Origin of the sequence: Flavonifractor sp. An9 (assembly GCF_002161245.1) — a bacterium.
In the GTDB taxonomy this organism is placed as follows: Bacteria; Bacillota; Clostridia; order Oscillospirales; family Oscillospiraceae; genus Flavonifractor; species Flavonifractor avicola.
Window position 1 is genome coordinate 1 of record NZ_NFHC01000029.1, and the last position, 17,071, is coordinate 17,071.

Consider the following 17,071-nt stretch of genomic DNA (forward strand, 5'->3'; position numbering starts at 1 on the left):
GGGAAGGCAAAGAGGGAGGGGGCCAGAGGTACCCCTACGGCTTTGCCGTAGTCCGTCATGCCTTCCACCATGTACTCCGGCCGGTTGAGGCCGTGGCTCCGGGGGGTGATGTACTCCCACACCCGGCACATATGCTCCAGAAAGCCCGCCCGGTCTTTCCCCATTTTGGTTCGCAATGGGGAAAACTCGGGCCGCTGCTGGGCAAGATAGTGGAAGATGAGGGCGGCGGTGTTGGGGCCGCACCCCGCCCGCTGCTGCCAGAGATCGGGGAACCAGTCCTGATCCGCCCCGTGGGTCACGGTGCCGTCGGGGCCGGTCAGATCCAGCCGCTCCGGGTGAAGAATGAATGTGGGCATCCGCCCACCCCCTTTTTGTAATGGTTATGACCAGTATAGCATTCCTGTCAAGGCGGCGGCAGTTGCCAGGGGAGAAAAACTGTGTTATCCTGTAGAGAACAACAGGAGGAAGGATATGACCAAGACCGAACTGCTGAATAAGCTGGCCCGGGACGGGGAGGAGCGGCTGCTGCTGGCCCGGGCCATGGACAAGCTGGAGCTGGCCCGTACCCGGTCGGTGCCCGGCCATACCGGCTTTTTATCCCCACAGGAGCGGGCCAGTGTGGAAAACCTGCTCAATGCCTGCGGCCATCCCCGGCACCTGTTCTACGGCGGGTTTGAGGGGGCGGAGCGGACGGTGTGCGCCTTCCTCCCCGACTGGCAGGAGGAGGACGTGTGGCTGGACAGCGACTGCCCCATCAGGGCTGTCCGCTGTACCTGGTCGGGCGGTACTCTGAGCCACCGGGACTTTCTGGGCTCCATTCTGGGCCTGGGGCTGGACCGGGAGAAGATCGGGGACCTGCTGGTGGGGGACGGGGAGTGCCACATCCTGGCCCTGGAGGACGTGGCCGACTTTCTGGCCATGAATCTGGACCAGGCGGGCCGGGTGCGCCTCAAGACAGCCCCCATGGAGCTGGCCGACCTGAAGCCCCCCGAGGTGAAGGTGAAGCCCATCCGGGACACCGTCAGCTCCCTGCGGCTGGACGCGGTGGCCGCCTCCGGATTTTCCCTGTCCCGGGGCAAGGCGGCCGATCTCATTGCCTCGGGCAAATTCCAGCTCAACCACCGGGAGTGCCTCAAGCCCGACCGCCCCGTGGCGGCGGGAGACGTGATGAGCTGCCGGGGCCTGGGCAAATGTGTCCTGAAAGAGGTGGGCGGCCCGTCCAAAAAGGGGCGAATTATGATTTTATTGGAGCGATATGTATAATGGATGACAAAAAGATTGCCCGTATCAACGAGCTGGCCAAGAAGGCCAAGAGCGAGGAGGGCCTGACCCCCGAAGAGATGGTGGAGCGGGACCTGCTGCGGCAGGAGTACATTGCCGCCTACCGGAACAATCTGGTGGCCCAGCTGGAGAACACCTATATTGTGGAGCCCGACGGCACCAAGCACAAGCTGGGCAAGAAGCCCTGAAAAAACGCCTGCCAGAACGGCAGGCGTTTTTCTTTGGCTGAAAGGCCGCTCTTACTTGTCTTTGGAGAGCAGCCGTTTGTAGGTGAAGTCGATGGCGAAAGCGCCCAGGGGGGCGGTGACCAGGATGGCGATGACCGCCACGGTGAGCACGATCTGCCCGCACCCCAGGCCCATGGCCAGAGGCACGCCGCCGATGGCGGCCTGGACGGTGGCCTTGGGCAGATAGGCCAGCACCGCAAAGACCCGCTCCTTCTTGTTGAGGCGGCTGCCTGCCATGCACAGCAGCACGCCCAGGGCCCGGAAGCACAGTACCCCCAGCACCGTGGCCACGGCGGCCAGACCGGCGGCGGCCGCGTACTTCAGGTCTACCTCGGCGCCTACCAGCACGAAGAGCATGATCTCAGCGCCCACCCACAGCTTGCCGAACTTGGCGGTGAGCCGCTGGGCCACCACCAGCCGCCAGCGCCGCAGGCCCAGACCGGCCCCCAGCACCGCCAGCAGGCCGGAGAAGGGCACCCAGGCTTCCACCGCATCCTCCAGAGCCACCAGCAGGAAGGTCAGGGAGAGCAGAATGACCACCTTCACCGAGTCCCGCATATGGAACCGGGCAAAGAACTTTGCCAGCACAAAGCCGATGAGCAGGCCGAAGGCCGCACCCAGTACAATGGACACCGGCACCCCGGCCAGGGCGGCGGGGGAGAAGGAGCCCCCCTGGGCCATGCCGGTGAAGGAGGTAAAGAGGACGATGACGAACACGTCGTCCACCGAGGCCCCTGCCAGCACCATCTGGGGAATGCCCTTGGTGGTGCCGTAGCCCTCCTCCATCAGCTTGAGCATCCGGGGCACAATGACGGCGGGGGAGACCGCCCCCACCACCGCGCCCATGATGGCGGCGTCCAGGGTGCTCACCCCCAGCAGCCGGGGGGCCAGTACCACCATGCCCAGCACCTCAAAGGCGGCGGGCAGGAAGCACATGAGGATGGCGGGCCGTCCCGCCCGGCGCAGATCCTCCACATCCAGACTCAGACCCGCCCGGGTGAGGATAATGACCAGGGCCAGCTGCCGCAGGTCGGCGGAAATCCCCAGCAGGGAGGGGGAGAGTAGATTGAGGACGCAGGGCCCCAGCAGAATGCCCGCCAGCAGCATACCCACCAGGGAGGGGAGCCGCAGCCTGGTGGCCAGGGTGCCCAGGGCCAGGCCCAGCAGCAGCACAAAGCCTAAACTTGTTAACATACACACATCATCCCTTCCAGAGGGCACAAAAAAAGCCAATGCCCCCTGCAACAAATTGCAGAAGTCATCAGCCAAACGGCGGTTCGGGCAAATGCCCCGGGCGGACCTCATCCCCGTATTTCGGTGGCAGTATACCACAGGCTGATCCCCTTGTCAACTGTGGGAAAAGGGAGTATGATAATGCGTACAGAGCAAAACCGAACGCACAGCAGGCCAAGGCGTTCGGTTTTGCGGCGCAAGGGGCTTGTGCGATACTGCCCCAACCCCTTGCGCCGTTCGCCGGGACGTGTTTCGTTCCGGCGAACATACGCATTGTCACAATGTCGCAATTTCACAAAACAGCGAAGTACGCCGTTTTGTGAAATTGCGCGGCCCTGCCGCGCCAATCAACCGCGTTGCGGTTGATTCAGCAGACATTATGATGAAAAAACAAGACCACAGGAGGCCTTTATGATCTTCGATACCCACGCCCATTACTATGACGACGCCTTTGACGCCGACCGGGATGCCCTGCTGGCCCAGCTGCCGGACAAGGGGGTGGACCTGGTGGTGTGCCCCGGCTGTGACCTGGAGTCCTCCCGGCAGTCCATGGCCCTGGCGGAGCGCTACGACTATCTCTACTTTGCCGCCGGGTTCCATCCGGAGAACCTGGAGGGCGTGACTATGTCCCAGCTGGATGAGATCCGTGTCCTGTGCGCCCACGAGAAATGTGTGGCGGTGGGGGAGATCGGCCTGGACTACTACTGGGTCAAGACCCCTGAGGACCGGGCCAACTCCCGGGACTTCTTCGACGCCCAGCTCTCCCTGGCGGAGGAGCTGGACCTGCCCGCCATCGTCCACGACCGGGACGCCCACAAGGACTGTGTGGATATGGTCCGGGCCCATCCCAACGCTCGGGGCGTGTTCCACTGCTACGCCGGCAGCATTGAGGACGCCAAGGTGCTGGTGGACAAGGGGTGGATGCTCTCCTTCACCGGCAATATCACCTTCAAGAACGCCCGCCGGGCCCCTGAGGTGATAAGCTGGCTGCCCATGGACCGGATCATGCTGGAGACTGACGCCCCCTATATGGCCCCCGAGCCCTACCGGGGCCGCCGGTGCGACTCCTCCCTCATCCCCCTGATGGCCCAGACGGTGGCCCAGCTGAAGGGTCTGACCACCGAAGAAGTTTTACGGATTACCCTGGAGAATGGAAAACGGTTTTTCGGCCTGTGAGTAAGGAGGTATTTTTATGGAGACCATTTCCTATGAGTACGAAGGCGCCCTCTATGTGAACCTGACCAACCGGTGCGACTGCCGGTGCGTGTTCTGCCTGCGGCACAACGGCCATAAGGGCTCCATCTATGCTGACGATCTGTGGCTGGACCACGAGCCCACCCGGCAGGAGGCCCTGGACGACCTGCTGGCCCGAGACTACTCCAAGTACCGGGAGCTGGTGTTCTGCGGCTTCGGTGAGCCCATGTACCGCACCGACGACATCCTGTGGCTGGTGGACCAGCTGAAGGAGAAGGTGCCCAACCTGCCTCCCATCCGCATCAATACCAACGGCCACGCCAACCTGATCCTGGGCCGGGACGTGACGCCTGAGCTGTCCGGCCGCATCGACACCGTATCCATCTCCCTCAACGGCTCCACGCCGGAGGAATACTGTGCCGTCACCCAGCCCAGGGACGGGGTCAAGGCCTGGGAGGCCATGCTGGACTTTGCAAAGAAAGCCAAGGCCCATGTGCCCCATGTGGTGATGACCATCGTGGACAAGGACAAGACCCCGGCGGAGATCGACCGCTGCCGGGCCATCACGGAGGAGCTGGGAGTCACCCTTCGTATCCGGGCCTATATCGAGGATTAAAAACAGCTGGGGCGCTGCAACAGCAGCGCCCCAGCTTGTTTTCCTTTACTTGACAAAGGCGTCAACCGCCTGGCGGAAGGCGGCCTGATCGCCGTCGCTGCCGTGGAGGCGGACTGTCACCGGGTGAGACAGGTCCAGAGAGAACAGCCCCATAATGGACTTACCGTCCACCACATAGCGGCCGGACAGAATGTCCACCTCGCAGGGAGAGCGGGTGGCGGCGTTGACAAACTGGCGGACCTCCTCGATGGAGGCTAGAGAAACCTGGAATTCAGACATGGGGCACCTCCTGAACGAATATTATCCTTGCAATCAAACTGGAATTCCGTATAATAATGTCTGCTGAATAAACCGCGATGCGGTTTATTCGCGCGAAGGTAGCCGCGCAATTTCATAAAAACAGCTCAAAGTGGCTGTTTTTCTGAAATTCAGCCATTGTTACAATGCGTATTTCCGTTGGCGCGTCTCAACGCACCAACGGAAAGTGCGAGGTTTTTTGGACCAGATCGTCCAAAACCCTTGCACTTGAACAAAGCCATTTGGCCTTGAAAACCTTGGTTTTCAAGGCTTGTGACTTTGTTCAGTACGCATTATAATAGGGGATATCGAAACTCTGTCCTGTTTATTATACTGACAAGTCAGATGTTTTTCAACAGGAAAACGCCTGTAAAGAGAGGAAAGCGTATGCGTACAGCGATCTATACCCTGGGCTGTAAGGTGAACCAGTACGAGACCCAGGCCATGGAGGCCGAGCTCACCCGCCGGGGCCACACTCTGGTGCCCTTTGACGGGGAGGCCGACGCCTATATCATCAACACCTGCACCGTCACGGCGGTGAGCGACAAGAAGTCCCGCCAGATGATCCGGCAGGCCCGTAAGCGCTCCCCCCACGCCATTGTGGCGGTGTGCGGCTGCTACGCCCAGACCGACCCTGAGGCGGTGGAGGCTCTGGAGGTGGACCTGGTGATGGGCACCAACGACCGCATGGGCTTTCTGGACCGGCTGGAGGCCCTGAGCCCAGACGGGGGCCAGGTGGTGGACGTGGACGACGCCCTCCGCCGCCGCACCTTCGAGCGGCTGTCCGCCGGCGGCCTGGAGGGCCGCACCCGGGCCATGCTGAAGGTGGAGGACGGCTGCGTCAACTTCTGCACCTACTGCATCATCCCCTACGCCCGGGGCCCCATCCGCTCCCTGCCCGCTGCCGAGGCCGCCGCCCAGGCCGCCAAGCTGGCGGACGAGGGCTACAAAGAGCTGGTGCTCACCGGCATCGAGATCTCCTCTTGGGGCCGGGATCTGGAGGGCAAGCCGGAGCTGATGGACCTGATCGAGGCGGTGTGCGCCGCTGCGCCGGAGTGCCGGGTGCGGCTGGGCTCTCTGGAGCCCCGCACCATCACCGCCGATTTCTGCCGCCGGGGGGCGGCTATCCCCAACCTGTGCCCCCACTTCCACCTGTCCATGCAGTCGGGGTGCGACAGCGTTTTGAAGCGGATGAACCGAAAATATGATACCGCGCGGTATTATGAGAGCGTCAGATTACTGCGGGAATACTTTGACCGGCCCGGAATCACCACAGATCTCATTGTGGGCTTCCCCGGCGAGACCGAGGAGGAGTTTGTCCAGACTCTGGACTTTGTGCAAAAGTGCGCCTTCTCCGCCATGCACATCTTCCCCTACTCCCGCCGCTCCGGCACCCCTGCCGCCGCCATGGCCGGCCAGTGCTCCAACGCGGTGAAGGAGGAGCGGGCCCACCGGGCGGGTGAGGTGGCCCGTGGGCTCCACCAGGCCTGGCTGGAGAGCTGGGTGGGCCAGACTCTGCCCGTTCTCTTCGAGGAGGAGAAGGACGGCCTGTGGCGGGGCCACGCCCCCAACTACACCGAGGTCTTTGTTTCGGGCCAGGGATTACACAATGTGATACAAGACGTAAAAATAACAGGCCTTCATGGAGAAGGCCTGTTGGGTGAGCTTGTGCTGTAACGGGGACTGCGGGGCGGGGGCTGGCCTCCCGCTCTGCGTTACTTGTTGCGATGAAACTTTGTCTTGAACTTCTCCACCCAGGGCTCCAGACGCTCCCGGGGAAGAAGATAGTTGATGAGCAGGGACATGGCCACGCCCATGCCGGTGTCAAACATCCGGTCCAGGGCGTAGGACACATAGGTGTCCACCGGCGTGTTGAACAGGACGATGCACAGCACCACGCCGCCGGGCTGTACCGCTCCCACCCAGAAGGTCTGGGCCAGCAGGATCAGGATGATGATGCCCACAAAGAGTAGAGGCACCAGCAGCAGCCGGTTCTCCCCGTCGGGGTAGAAGATCAGGTAGATGCGGAACAGCCCCATGCCCAGCAGGCCGCCGATGATGGTGCCGAAGAGCCGGTTGCCGCCGTGGAGCTTGGAGTGGTCCATATTGGCCCCCATGCCGAAGATGGCGCCGATGCAGGCAAAGGTGGGGTTGCGCTCACTGAGAAAGAAGTGGTAGATCAGGGCGCACAGAGAGGCGGAGAGAGCGGTTTTCAGATTGCGCAGGCCGATGTGCAGATGCAGATGGTGGGTTGTGGTGGCGGAGCCGGAGGCGGGGGCGTCTTTCATGGTGAAGTCACACTCCTGATGTTTGATTTTGAGATCAGTCGAGGTTTTTGAAAAACGGGAGGTACGCGATGAGCAGAGCAGACGAGCTGTTTATTCAAAATTGCAAGGACATTCTTGCCCATGGGGTATGGGATACCGACCAGGAGGTGCGCCCCCGGTGGGAGGACGGTACCCCCGCCCACACCGTGAAGAAATTTTGTATCGTCAACCGCTATGACCTGCGGGAGGAGTTTCCCGTCCAGACCATCCGGAAAATGGCCTTCAAGAGCGCGGTGGACGAGCTGTTGTGGATCTGGCAGAAGAAGTCCAACAACATCCACGACCTGAACAGCCATATCTGGGACGCCTGGGCCGACGAGAGCGGCTCCATCGGCAAGGCCTACGGCTATCAGCTGGGGGTGAAGCACCAGTACGCCGAGGGGATGTTTGACCAGGTGGACCGGGTGCTCTATGACCTGAAGCACAACCCGGCCTCCCGGCGGATCATGACCAACCTCTATAACCACCACGACCTCCACGAGATGGCCCTCTACCCCTGCGCCTACTCCATGACCTTCAACGTCAGCGGCAAGACCCTAAACGCCATCCTCAACCAGCGCAGCCAGGATATGCTTACCGCCAACGGCTGGAACGTGATGCAGTACGCCGCGCTGGTCCACATGATGGCCCAGGTGTCCGGCCTGGAGGTTGGCGAGCTGGTCCACGTCATTGCCGACGCCCACATCTACGACCGCCATGTGCCGGTGGTGGAGGAGATCATTGCCCGCACCCCCTATGAGGCCCCCAAGCTGTGGATGGACCCCTCCGTCACCGACTTCTATGCCTTCACCAAGGACAGCTTCAAGCTGGAGGGCTACCAGTTCCACACCCTGGACCAGCCCATCCCGGTGGCGGTGTAAGGAGGATGTGCCATGAATCTCATTGCAGCGGTGGACCAGAACTGGGCCATCGGCAAGGACGGGGATCAGCTGTGCTACATCCCCGCCGACCTGAAGCGGTTCCAGGCCCTTACCACCGGCCACGCCGTCATTCTGGGGCGCAAGACTCTGGCCACTTTCCCCGGCGGCCGGCCCCTGAAGAACCGGCGCAACCTGATTTTATCCCGCAATGCCGCCTTCGCTCCCGAGGGGGCGGAGATCTTTGCCGATGTGGACAGCCTGTTGGAGGCGGCCCCGGCGGATGCCTTCGTCATCGGCGGGGAGAGCGTGTACAAGGCTCTGCTGCCCTACTGTGACAAGGCCTATATCACCAAGATCGACAGGGCCTGGCCCGCCGATGCTTTCTTCCCCGACCTGGACGCCGATCCGGCGTGGCAGGTGACCGAGGAGGGAGAGTGGCAGGAGCATGAGGGCCTGGCCTTCCGCTATGTGACCTATGAGAGGGTGAAGTGATGTACCGGGAGGAGATAGCGGCCTATGTGCCACAAAACCAGCAGGAACTTGGAGATAAGGAAATGATGCTGGAGTACCTGCGCTTGTTCCCCGATAACCTTCTGACCCGGCAGAACAGGATCGCCCACTTTACCGCCTCCGGCTTTGTGGTCAACGCCGACGCCAGTAAGGTGCTCATGGCTCACCACAACCTCTATCAGGTATGGGCCTGGACCGGCGGCCATGCCGACGGGGAAGCCGACCTGCTGTCGGTGGCCCTGCGGGAGGCCCGGGAGGAGACGGGGGTGGAGCACATCCGGCCCCTGAGCACGGCGCTGGCCTCCCTGGAGATCCTGCCGGTGTGGGGCCATGTGAAGCGGGGGGCGTGGGTGCCCTCCCATCAGCACCTGAATCTCACCTATCTGTTGACCGCAGACGAGACAGACCCCCTCCATTACCGGGAGGGGGAGAATACAGGGGTGGCCTGGCTGCCGGCGGACAAGCTGCTGTCCATCACCAACGAATGGCAGATGGATGAGGTGTACACCAAGCTGCTGGAGCGGGCCCGCCGTCTGGTGGGAAAAAGACCGTAAAAGATCTGCCGCACAAGGGCTGGGGCCATGCGCGGCAGACGGTTACCATATGGTAATGGTATCATGCCCGCCTGCCCGGCGCAAGTGCCGACTTGCCCAAAAACCAATCAATTTTTTTGACAACCTGACAAAAAATATGGGACCATAAAATCTTTTGACACGGCATATACAGACGGGTATGCAATGTAAAAAAACGGTAAGCAAGCGGAGGCGCGTTGCCCCGCAGGGTTTTCCACATTATCCACAGGGTTTTCCACACTTGTCCACACTGGTGGAAAACAACCGTTATGCATATTCCGGTAGACATAAAAGCAGTCAAGGGAAAAATCCACGGCAGAATTGCCAAAGTTTCCACACAGCGGGAGACGGGAAGGAAAGACCATGTCCGACACCATCGCAGCCATCGCCACACCAGCCGTTCCCAGTGCCATCGGCATCCTCCGTCTCAGCGGGCCGGAGGCCATTGCCGCGGTCTCTGCGGTGTTTCGGCCCCTGGGGGGCAAACCTCTGACGGCATATGAGGACCGGCATCTGGTGCTGGGGGAGCTGCTGGGGCCGGGGGGCGAGGTCATCGACCAGGCCCTGGCCACCATCTCTCACGGCCCCCACAGCTATACCGGGGAGGATACGGCGGAAGTGCAGTGTCACGGCTCCCCGGCGGTGCTCTCTCTGGGGCTGGAGGCCCTCTTTGCCCAGGGGGTACGGCAGGCAGGGCCGGGGGAGTTTACCCGCCGGGCCTTCCTCAACGGGCGGCTGGACCTGACCCAGGCGGAGGCGGTGGCCGACCTCATCGATGCCGAAACCTCCGCCGCCGTGCATCAGGCCGCCGGCCAGCTCTCCGGCGCTCTGGGCCGCCGGGTGGGGGCCATCTATGACGGCCTTACCGACTTGCTGGCCCACTTCCACGCTGTGCTGGACTATCCCGACGAGGACATCGACCCCTTCCGGGCGGACACCATCCAGGCCGGATTGACCGGGGCCAGAACCGCCCTGGAGGACCTGCTGGCCACCTACCAGCGGGGCAAGTACATTGCCGGGGGCGTGCCCTGCGTGTTGGTGGGGCGGCCCAACGCGGGCAAGTCCTCCCTGCTCAACGCCCTGGTGGGCTACGACCGGGCCATCGTCACCGATATCCCCGGCACCACCCGGGACACGGTGGAGGCCAAGTGCGTGCTGGGGGGCGTGACCCTGCGGCTCATCGATACCGCCGGCATCCGGGAGACCGAGGACACCGTGGAGCGCATCGGCGTGGAACGCAGTCGTGCCGCCCTGGAGGAGGCCGCCCTGGCCCTGGTGCTGTGGGACGGCTCCACGGCCCTGGGGGAGGAGGATTGGGACCTGCTGGCCGATGCCAGAGCCCACGCGCCGGTGATCCTGGTGCGCACCAAGGCCGACCTGCCCTCCAAGCCCATGCCGGTGCTGGGGGTGGAGGAGATGCCCCCGGTGGTGTCGGTATCCGCCAAGACCGGCCAGGGGCTGGACAAGCTGGGAGAGCTGGTGGAAGGACTCTTCCCCACGGTGGGCGCCGGAGGGGCGGGAGAACTGCTCACCAACGCCCGGCAGGCGGAGGCCGCCCGGCGGGCTCTGGAGGGCGTGGCCCGGGCGGAGGAGAGCCTGGAGGCGGGGATCACCCCCGACGCCCTCCTTACCGACGTGGAGGAGGCCCTGTCTGCCCTGGGCGAACTCACCGGAGCCAACATCCGGGAGGACATCACCGCCCGCATCTTCGAGCGGTTCTGTGTTGGAAAATAGGGGCGGCCTTTGGCCGCTCCTTTTTTGCGCTTTGTAACCCCTTGTCTCCACATTGGCACCGGCCCTGTAACCCTCTGTACCACGGGACATGATAGGATGGAGGCAGAAAAGGAGGTTACTGTTATGAAACGCACGGTATTGCCTGCCCTGCTGCTGGCCCTTGCCCTGTGCGGCTGCGCGGCGCAGACACTTGCTGAGACGCAGACCACGCCCCCACCGAAGGAGAGCGCTCCGGCGGCGGAATACGACTTCACCATACTGCCGGTACAGGAGGAGAGCATCCATACTCTCTACAACCAGGAGGGTTATGAGGTGAGGAAGGTCACTCCCTATGAGGGGGACTATCTGGTGGAGTACGGCTATGAAAATGACCCCGACTTCGCCCTGCTGGCCTGGGTGTTTGGTCAGACCGGCCGCCGGGTACAGCTGGCCGGCAGGAGCCAGTTTACTACCTATGAGATCACAGGTCCCGGTGAGGTGCGCTACACCACCACCGGGTGGGACGCAGGCACCGCCTGGAAGGGTCTCCCGGAGATCCGTACGGTGTGGGTGGTGGGGGACGAGCACGGTTCCATCCATCCCGACCAGGACTGGGGGGCCGTCCAGTCCTACCAGGAAACCGCCTGGCTGGACCCAACCCAGCCCTTTTCCATGGGGACCTCCAGCGAGGCCGCCGATCCACCCAAGGAGTGGGGGCGGTATGAGCAGCTCTACGACGCCCGCATCGATGCCGACGGCCTGTCCTTCTCCTTTATCCCCAACGGGGACAGCCCGGAGAAGGTGGTCTCCTTCTTCCCGGCAGTCACCACCATCCCGCCCTTTTCCACCGCCTTTGACCCGGAGGGCAGAATCTTCACCATCCGCCTGTACAACACCTGCCTGGAGAGCGGAAGCACAGAAGCCGATGTAGATGAGTGGTTGGGAGACTACCCGGAGGACCTGTACCCCTATTCCTTCCCGGCGGGTTCCCTGGGCCGGGACAGCCACTTCTTAAAGGATGTCACTGTGGCCCAGGACGGGGAGGATGTGGTGGTGTCCGCCGTCCTCACCGACCGGGCCTGGCGCTTCACGGTGGAGACCTCCAACTTGGGCCGGGATAACATCCCCTCCTTCCGTATTGTTTTCCGGGAGTACGACTGGGAGATAGACAAGGAGGAAGTGTCATGAAAAAAGTATGGATGAGCCTTTTGCTGATGGGGCTGGTCCTTTCCCTGGCGGCCTGTGCCGACCGGACGACGCCCGAGGTGCAGACCACGCCTCCGTCGGCGGAGCCGCGCCCCCTGACCCAGGAGGAGATTGACCGGGTCAACGAGGCCTTCTCACCCCTGGTGGAGCAAGACGGCGTGACCTACGCTGCCCCAGTGAGCTGCTTCTTTACCTGTTATTATGACGATGTGAAAAATCTGGACTTTGCTGACTTTTTGTACTACTTCCCCGGCGACGGCACATTGAGCGCCGAAGATGAGGCGGAGTCCGATGCCCTGAAAGCCCTGCCCGGCTACCCCTGGGGGAATTCGCCGGGTTCCGTGCCCACCCACCGCATCCTCCGCGCTTCGGTGGACCAGGCCCTGGAGCGCTACGCCGGCATCACCTCCGCCGATCTGGACACCTCCGGCGTGCCCTATCTGGAGGAATACGACGCCTGGTATACCTTCACCAGCGATTTTGGCCCCGGCTGTTTCGTGTGCGCCGGAGGCCAGGTGGACGAGGCTGCCGGAACCGCTCTGCTGTGGACTGACGAGGGGGAGGACGGCTCCCGTATTGAACTGGCCCTGGGAAAGGACGGGGAGAACTGGCACATCCGGTCCCACCGGAATACTGCCTCCGACAAGCTGCTGGAGCTGCTGGCCGGGCTGGAGGGGGAGCATATCGGCTCTGTGCGCTGGTATGGACCCAACGATCCCCTGGAGGCGGAGCAGCTGGCCGACCTTATCCGGGCCGCGGCGGCCCACCCGGTGGACCATCCCGATCTCACCCTCAATGGTTCGGACACCGACATCATATGGACCCTGGATTGCTACCTGGCCCCAAAGGATCAGGGGGCCTACTCCGAGGATGATGCGCTCCATCTCCAGGTGGGGCTGGAGGAAAACGTGGTGGAGGTCTTCGGCGGGAGCAATTTGCCCCGGAGCAAGGTCCACCTGGAGGATGAGTCCCTCTACCAGCTCATTCGCACCAGCTGTGATACCCCGGACGACATCGACCAGGAGGCCTACGCCGCCTGCCGGGAACTGACCGACGCCTACTACGATGCCCGACTGGCGCAGGTGGGCGGCGAAGGCGGCTTCGTGAGCTGGGAGCTGACCTGCTTCCGGGAGGAGGATCAGGCTTCTGCTCTGGATGCCAAGGCCTACACCATCGGTGCGGCCTTCCGCACCGATCCGCCCGAGCGGGCTCCCCAACTGCTGGCCGGGGGTGCCTATGTGGACAGCCAGTTGCGGGTCCACGGCCTGGACTGGCAGGCCACCTATCTGGTGACCATCGGCAGCCAGCCCGCCGGAGTGCTCCGGCTGGGAGAGCCGACGGACGACGGCCCCCTGAGCCACTTTGACAGCGTGGAGGCCCTCCGGGCCGCCCTGTGGACGCCGGGAGAGGAATTGTAAACATTTCTTGAACCCCCTTGCAATTTTTCATACGAAGGATTATGATAGCGTTAGCACTCAGAATGGCTGAGTGCTAACGCTATGTTTTTAAAAACACTTTCATATACAGGAGGCATTCATCGTGGAAAAGAAAGAATTTCAGGCGGAATCCAAGCGACTGCTGGACCTGATGATCAACTCCATCTATACCCACAAGGAGATCTTCCTGCGGGAGATCATCTCCAACGCCAGCGACGCCATGGATAAGCTGGCCTATAAAGCCCTCACCGACGACAAGGTGGGCCTGGACCGGTCGGAGCTGAAGATTACCCTCACCCCCGACCAGATCGCCCGTACCCTCACCATCAGCGACAACGGCATCGGCATGACCAAGGAGGAGCTGGAGCAGAACCTGGGCACCATCGCCCGCAGCGGCTCCCTCCAGTTCAAGCAGGAGATGGCCAAGCAGGAGAAGGCCGAGGGGGATACCACCGACATCATCGGTCAGTTCGGCGTGGGCTTCTATTCCGCCTTCATGGTGGCCGACCATGTTACCGTCACCAGTAAGGCCTACGGCGCCGACCAGGCCTGGAAGTGGGAGTCTGACGGTGCCGACGGCTACACCATCGAGCCCTGCGAGAAGGACAAGGTGGGCACCGACATCGTGCTCCACATCAAGGCCAACACCGACGACGACCACTACGACGAGTATCTGGAGCAGTACCGCATCGCCGATCTGGTGAAGAAGTACTCCGACTATATCCACTACCCCATCGTCATGCTCATGCACAAGTCCCGCCAGAAGCCTCGCCCGGAGGACGCCGGCGACGACTACAAGCCCGAGTGGGAGGACTATGATGAGTGGGAGACCCTCAACTCCATGGTGCCCCTGTGGCAGCGGCCCAAGAGCGAGGTCAAGGCTGAGGAATACAACCAGTTCTACAAGGAGAAGTACGGCGACTGGGAGGACCCCCTGAGCGTGATCCACGTCTCCGCCGAGGGTACCGTGGAGTACAAGGCCATGCTCTACATCCCCTCCCACGCCCCCTACGACTTCTACACCCGGGAATATGAGAAGGGCCTGCAGCTCTACTCCTCCGGCGTGCTCATCATGGACAAGTGCGCCGACCTGCTGCCCGAACACTTCCGCTTCGTCAAGGGCGTGGTGGACTCCCAGGACTTCTCCCTGAACATCAGCCGCGAGATGCTCCAGCACACCCGCCAGCTGAAGGTTATTGCCAACAACCTGGAGAAGAAGATCAAGGCCGAGCTGCTCCGCCTCCAGAAGGAGGACCGGGAGAAGTACGGGACCTTCTGGAAGGCCTTCGGTCCCCAGATCAAGATGGGTGTGGTGGCCGACTACGGCGTCCACAAGGACCTGCTCAGCGATCTGCTGCTGTTCTGGTCCTCCAGGGAGGGCAAGCTGACCACCCTGGCCGAGTACAAGGAGCGGATGCCCGAGGACCAGCAGTACGTCTACTTTGCCTGCGGCGAGGATACCGCCAAGCTGGACAAGCTGCCCCAGGCCGAGCGCATCCGGGACAAGGGCTACGAGATCCTCTACCTCACCGCCGAGGCCGACCAGTTCGTGATCAACGTGCTGGGCGCGGTGGACGGCAAGGCCTTCAAGTCGGTGGACGACGACGACGCCCTGCCTGAGACCGACGAGGAGAAGGCCGCCCTGGAGCAGAAGGCGGAGGAGAACAAGCCGGTGCTGGACTTCCTGAAGGAGACCCTGGGGGGCGACATCCACGAAGCCCGCCTGTCCAAGATCCTGAAGAGCGGCGCCGTGTGCCTCACCACCGACGGCCCCATCACTCTGGAGATGGAGAAGTACTTCCAGCGGATGGACCCGGACAACGCCGACAACATGAAGGCCCAGCGGGTGCTGGAACTCAACCCCGATTCGGACGCCTTTGCCGCCCTGAAGCGGGCGGTGGCCGAAGACAGGGACCTGGCCGCCAAGTACGCCCAGCTGCTGTATGCCCAGGCCCAGCTCATTGCCGGTCTGCCTCTGGCCGACCCCGCGGGCTACACCGAGCTGGTGTGCTCCCTGATGAAGTAATGAATCACAAAAGGCCCCGCTGCCGTTGGCAGCGGGGCCTTTTTGCGTGGAATTGTAAACTTAGGGAGTAACTACGATCAGAATGCCGGGAACACCGCCGGCAACGCTGGCGCCCATCATAACAAAGTAGGTGCCGTTGGTGTAAATCAGGGTGGTGCCGCCGTCGTCATTGACGAAGCTGTCCATGTACCGGAAGCCGCTGGCCACCAGGGCGGCGTCATAGCGCTCGGCGAAGTCCTCGCCGTGACCGGCGTTCTTGATGCTGGTGTAGGAGTAGAAGAAGCCGCCGGAGTTGTCGGAGGGATCATAGGTGCTGTCCATGGCGTAGGTGCCCATCACCAGACCGAAGTCAGGCACGCCGGCGAACCGGGAGTAGGACTGATAGCCGGAGCTGGCGGGCTTCTTGACGGTGACGGTGCAGGAAGCGCTCTTGCCGTTGGGGGTGGAGGCGGTGATGGTAACGGTACCGGGGGCCACGGCGGTGACGGTGCCGCTCCACACGGTGGCCACAGCGGTGTTGGAGGAGGTCCAGGTGATGTTCTTGTTGACGGCGTCGGCGGGCTGGACGGTGGCGGTGAGGGTGCCGGTCTTGCCCACGTCCAGGGTCATGGTAGTCTGGTTCAGGGTGACAGAGGAGACGGCCACGGGGGCGGCGGTAACGGTGACGGTGCAGGAGCCGCTGACGCCGTTGTCGGCCACGGCGGTGATGGTGGCGGTGCCCGCCTTATGGGCGGTGACGGTGCCGTTGCTGACGCTGGCCACGCTGGCGTCGGAGGAACTCCAGGTCAGGGACTTGACAGTGGCATTGGAGGGGGCCGTCTGCACGGAGATGGCGCCGGTCTTGCCGGCCTCCAGGCTCAGGCCGGTGAGGGTCAGGCCGGTCAGGTTCACATAGGTGAGGGAGATGTTCTGCCGCAGGGCGGGGTTGGCCATGCGGGAGACAATGGCGGCCACGGAGGAGCGGGTGATGGTGGTCTCAGGCTGGAAGGTGCCCTTGGAGTCGCTGCCGGTGAGGATGCCCGCCCGGTAGAGCAGGTAGATGTCGTTGTAGTTGTCGGAGCCGGCGGCCACGTCGGGGATCATGCCGTCGTCCACGGTGTTCTTGGCCTCCAGGGCCTCGGCGGGCAGGGCACGGGCCAGGATGGCGGCAAACTGACGGCGGGTGGCCACGGCGTTGTAGTCGGTGAACTGGCCCTGGGAGATGATGCCGTTCTTCACGGCGTAGTCCACATAGACCTGGTACCAGGGATCACCCTGGACAAAGTTGGCGGCGCCGGTGTTGTAGATGCTGTGGAGCCGGCAGGCCAGGGCGATGGTGGAGCCCACGGTGATGTTGCCGTCGGGGGAGAAGGAGGTGCCGCTGGTGCCCTTCATCAGGTCCATCTCATAGGCGGTCTTGACGTTGCTGGTGTACCAGGTGTCGGCGGGCACGTCGGTAAAGGTGCCGGTGGTGTAGGTGTTGACGGACTTGAAGTTGGACAGGCCGTCGGCGGCGGCCAGGGCGCCGGTGGTCAGCAGGGACACCGACAGGCCCAGAGCCAGGAACAGGGACAGGATGCGTTTTTTCATGGGG

General features: G+C 62.8%; 16 protein-coding genes, 1 pseudogene and 1 riboswitch. Of the genes and pseudogenes, 12 read left to right on the plus strand and 5 right to left on the minus strand.

The genetic code is table 11. The features are described 5' to 3' along the window. Positions 1–356: pseudogene (locus B5G40_RS14630) on the minus strand (hypothetical protein); the annotation flags it as partial. A 115-nt stretch (positions 357–471) separates the two neighbouring features. Here B5G40_RS14630 and B5G40_RS14635 point away from each other — a divergent pair. Continuing rightward, positions 472–1,263 (plus strand): RNA-binding protein, encoded by a 792-nt coding sequence (locus B5G40_RS14635; protein ID WP_087331232.1) that lies wholly within the window; start codon positions 472–474, stop codon positions 1,261–1,263. Beyond that, on the plus strand, positions 1,263–1,469 hold the full coding sequence (locus B5G40_RS14640) for a DUF896 domain-containing protein (protein WP_087188870.1): 207 nt from the start codon (positions 1,263–1,265) through the stop codon (positions 1,467–1,469). Before B5G40_RS14635 ends, B5G40_RS14640 begins: the two co-directional genes overlap by 1 nt. A gap of 51 nt (positions 1,470–1,520) precedes the next feature. On the opposite strand, the gene B5G40_RS14645 is transcribed toward B5G40_RS14640, so the two are convergent. Further along, a complete protein-coding gene (locus B5G40_RS14645; RefSeq protein WP_087400326.1) occupies positions 1,521–2,702 on the minus strand; it encodes a cation:proton antiporter in 1,182 nt (393 codons plus the stop codon). 51 nt (positions 2,703–2,753) lie between these two features. Next, positions 2,754–2,826, minus strand: a riboswitch (Fluoride riboswitch). 326 nt (positions 2,827–3,152) lie between these two features. Between B5G40_RS14645 and B5G40_RS14650 the strand changes: the two genes are divergently transcribed. Both B5G40_RS14650 and B5G40_RS14655 read left to right on the plus strand, forming a co-directional pair. Continuing rightward, positions 3,153–3,917 (plus strand): TatD family hydrolase, encoded by a 765-nt coding sequence (locus B5G40_RS14650; protein ID WP_087400328.1) that lies wholly within the window; start codon positions 3,153–3,155, stop codon positions 3,915–3,917. A gap of 16 nt (positions 3,918–3,933) precedes the next feature. Then, the gene (locus B5G40_RS14655) at positions 3,934–4,551 is read left to right on the plus strand and encodes a TatD family nuclease-associated radical SAM protein (protein WP_087400330.1); all 618 of its coding nucleotides are present in this window, start codon (positions 3,934–3,936) and stop codon (positions 4,549–4,551) included. Positions 4,552–4,596: 45 nt separating this feature from the next. Here B5G40_RS14655 and B5G40_RS14660 read toward each other — a convergent pair whose 3' ends face one another. Then, on the minus strand, positions 4,597–4,830 hold the full coding sequence (locus B5G40_RS14660) for an HPr family phosphocarrier protein (RefSeq protein WP_087189457.1): 234 nt from the start codon (positions 4,828–4,830) through the stop codon (positions 4,597–4,599). Between the two features lie 405 nt (positions 4,831–5,235). On the opposite strand from B5G40_RS14660, the gene mtaB reads away from it, so the two are divergent. Beyond that, positions 5,236–6,525: a tRNA (N(6)-L-threonylcarbamoyladenosine(37)-C(2))-methylthiotransferase MtaB gene (gene mtaB, locus B5G40_RS14665; RefSeq protein WP_087400332.1), complete on the plus strand. Its 1,290-nt coding sequence runs from the start codon at positions 5,236–5,238 to the stop codon at positions 6,523–6,525. Positions 6,526–6,563: 38 nt separating this feature from the next. Here mtaB and B5G40_RS14670 read toward each other — a convergent pair whose 3' ends face one another. After that, positions 6,564–7,136 carry an FUSC family protein gene (locus tag B5G40_RS14670; RefSeq protein ID WP_087400333.1) on the minus strand — a complete coding sequence of 191 codons (573 nt, stop codon included), beginning with the start codon at positions 7,134–7,136 and terminating at the stop codon, positions 6,564–6,566. Positions 7,137–7,204: 68 nt separating this feature from the next. On the opposite strand from B5G40_RS14670, the gene thyA reads away from it, so the two are divergent. From thyA to htpG, 7 genes are all read left to right on the plus strand, one after another. Beyond that, complete coding sequence (thyA, locus tag B5G40_RS14675; protein WP_087189460.1) at positions 7,205–8,035, plus strand: thymidylate synthase; 831 nt, start codon at positions 7,205–7,207, stop codon at positions 8,033–8,035. A 12-nt stretch (positions 8,036–8,047) separates the two neighbouring features. Then, positions 8,048–8,527: a dihydrofolate reductase gene (locus B5G40_RS14680; RefSeq protein ID WP_087400335.1), complete on the plus strand. Its 480-nt coding sequence runs from the start codon at positions 8,048–8,050 to the stop codon at positions 8,525–8,527. Beyond that, positions 8,527–9,099, plus strand: coding sequence for an NUDIX hydrolase (locus B5G40_RS14685; protein ID WP_087268394.1), 573 nt, complete (start codon positions 8,527–8,529; stop codon positions 9,097–9,099). The genes B5G40_RS14680 and B5G40_RS14685 overlap by 1 nt, the downstream gene beginning before the upstream one ends. 381 nt (positions 9,100–9,480) lie before the next feature. Then, entirely contained in the window at positions 9,481–10,851 is a 1,371-nt protein-coding gene (gene mnmE / locus B5G40_RS14690) for a tRNA uridine-5-carboxymethylaminomethyl(34) synthesis GTPase MnmE (protein ID WP_087400337.1), read from the plus strand. Between the two features lie 123 nt (positions 10,852–10,974). Then, a complete protein-coding gene (locus B5G40_RS14695) occupies positions 10,975–12,018 on the plus strand; it encodes a hypothetical protein (RefSeq protein WP_242959452.1) in 1,044 nt (347 codons plus the stop codon). Then, positions 12,015–13,454, plus strand: coding sequence for a hypothetical protein (locus tag B5G40_RS14700; protein ID WP_087400339.1), 1,440 nt, complete (start codon positions 12,015–12,017; stop codon positions 13,452–13,454). The genes B5G40_RS14695 and B5G40_RS14700 overlap by 4 nt, the downstream gene beginning before the upstream one ends. Positions 13,455–13,575: 121 nt before the next feature. Next, positions 13,576–15,498 carry a molecular chaperone HtpG gene (htpG, locus tag B5G40_RS14705; RefSeq protein WP_087400341.1) on the plus strand — a complete coding sequence of 641 codons (1,923 nt, stop codon included), beginning with the start codon at positions 13,576–13,578 and terminating at the stop codon, positions 15,496–15,498. A gap of 60 nt (positions 15,499–15,558) precedes the next feature. Here the strand turns inward: htpG and B5G40_RS14710 are convergent, their stop codons facing one another. Next, positions 15,559–17,067: an Ig-like domain-containing protein gene (locus B5G40_RS14710; RefSeq protein WP_087268405.1), complete on the minus strand. Its 1,509-nt coding sequence runs from the start codon at positions 17,065–17,067 to the stop codon at positions 15,559–15,561. Between the last annotated feature and the right edge of the window lie 4 nt (positions 17,068–17,071).

Bases quoted from the DNA above. Each gene is read 5' to 3' on its own strand.
- B5G40_RS14640 (WP_087188870.1), top strand. From the start codon at position 1,263: ATGGATGACAAAAAGATTGCCCGTATCAACGAGCTGGCCAAGAAGGCC.
- B5G40_RS14700 (WP_087400339.1), top strand. From the start codon at position 12,015: ATGAAAAAAGTATGGATGAGCCTTTTGCTGATGGGGCTGGTCCTTTCC.
- B5G40_RS14695 (WP_242959452.1), top strand. From the start codon at position 10,975: ATGAAACGCACGGTATTGCCTGCCCTGCTGCTGGCCCTTGCCCTGTGC.
- mnmE (WP_087400337.1), top strand. From the start codon at position 9,481: ATGTCCGACACCATCGCAGCCATCGCCACACCAGCCGTTCCCAGTGCC.
- B5G40_RS14635 (WP_087331232.1), top strand. From the start codon at position 472: ATGACCAAGACCGAACTGCTGAATAAGCTGGCCCGGGACGGGGAGGAG.
- B5G40_RS14645 (WP_087400326.1), bottom strand. From the start codon at position 2,702: ATGTTAACAAGTTTAGGCTTTGTGCTGCTGCTGGGCCTGGCCCTGGGC.
- B5G40_RS14710 (WP_087268405.1), bottom strand. From the start codon at position 17,067: ATGAAAAAACGCATCCTGTCCCTGTTCCTGGCTCTGGGCCTGTCGGTG.
- thyA (WP_087189460.1), top strand. From the start codon at position 7,205: ATGAGCAGAGCAGACGAGCTGTTTATTCAAAATTGCAAGGACATTCTT.
- B5G40_RS14670 (WP_087400333.1), bottom strand. From the start codon at position 7,136: ATGAAAGACGCCCCCGCCTCCGGCTCCGCCACCACAACCCACCATCTG.
- B5G40_RS14655 (WP_087400330.1), top strand. From the start codon at position 3,934: ATGGAGACCATTTCCTATGAGTACGAAGGCGCCCTCTATGTGAACCTG.
- B5G40_RS14660 (WP_087189457.1), bottom strand. From the start codon at position 4,830: ATGTCTGAATTCCAGGTTTCTCTAGCCTCCATCGAGGAGGTCCGCCAG.
- mtaB (WP_087400332.1), top strand. From the start codon at position 5,236: ATGCGTACAGCGATCTATACCCTGGGCTGTAAGGTGAACCAGTACGAG.
- B5G40_RS14685 (WP_087268394.1), top strand. From the start codon at position 8,527: ATGTACCGGGAGGAGATAGCGGCCTATGTGCCACAAAACCAGCAGGAA.
- B5G40_RS14680 (WP_087400335.1), top strand. From the start codon at position 8,048: ATGAATCTCATTGCAGCGGTGGACCAGAACTGGGCCATCGGCAAGGAC.
- B5G40_RS14650 (WP_087400328.1), top strand. From the start codon at position 3,153: ATGATCTTCGATACCCACGCCCATTACTATGACGACGCCTTTGACGCC.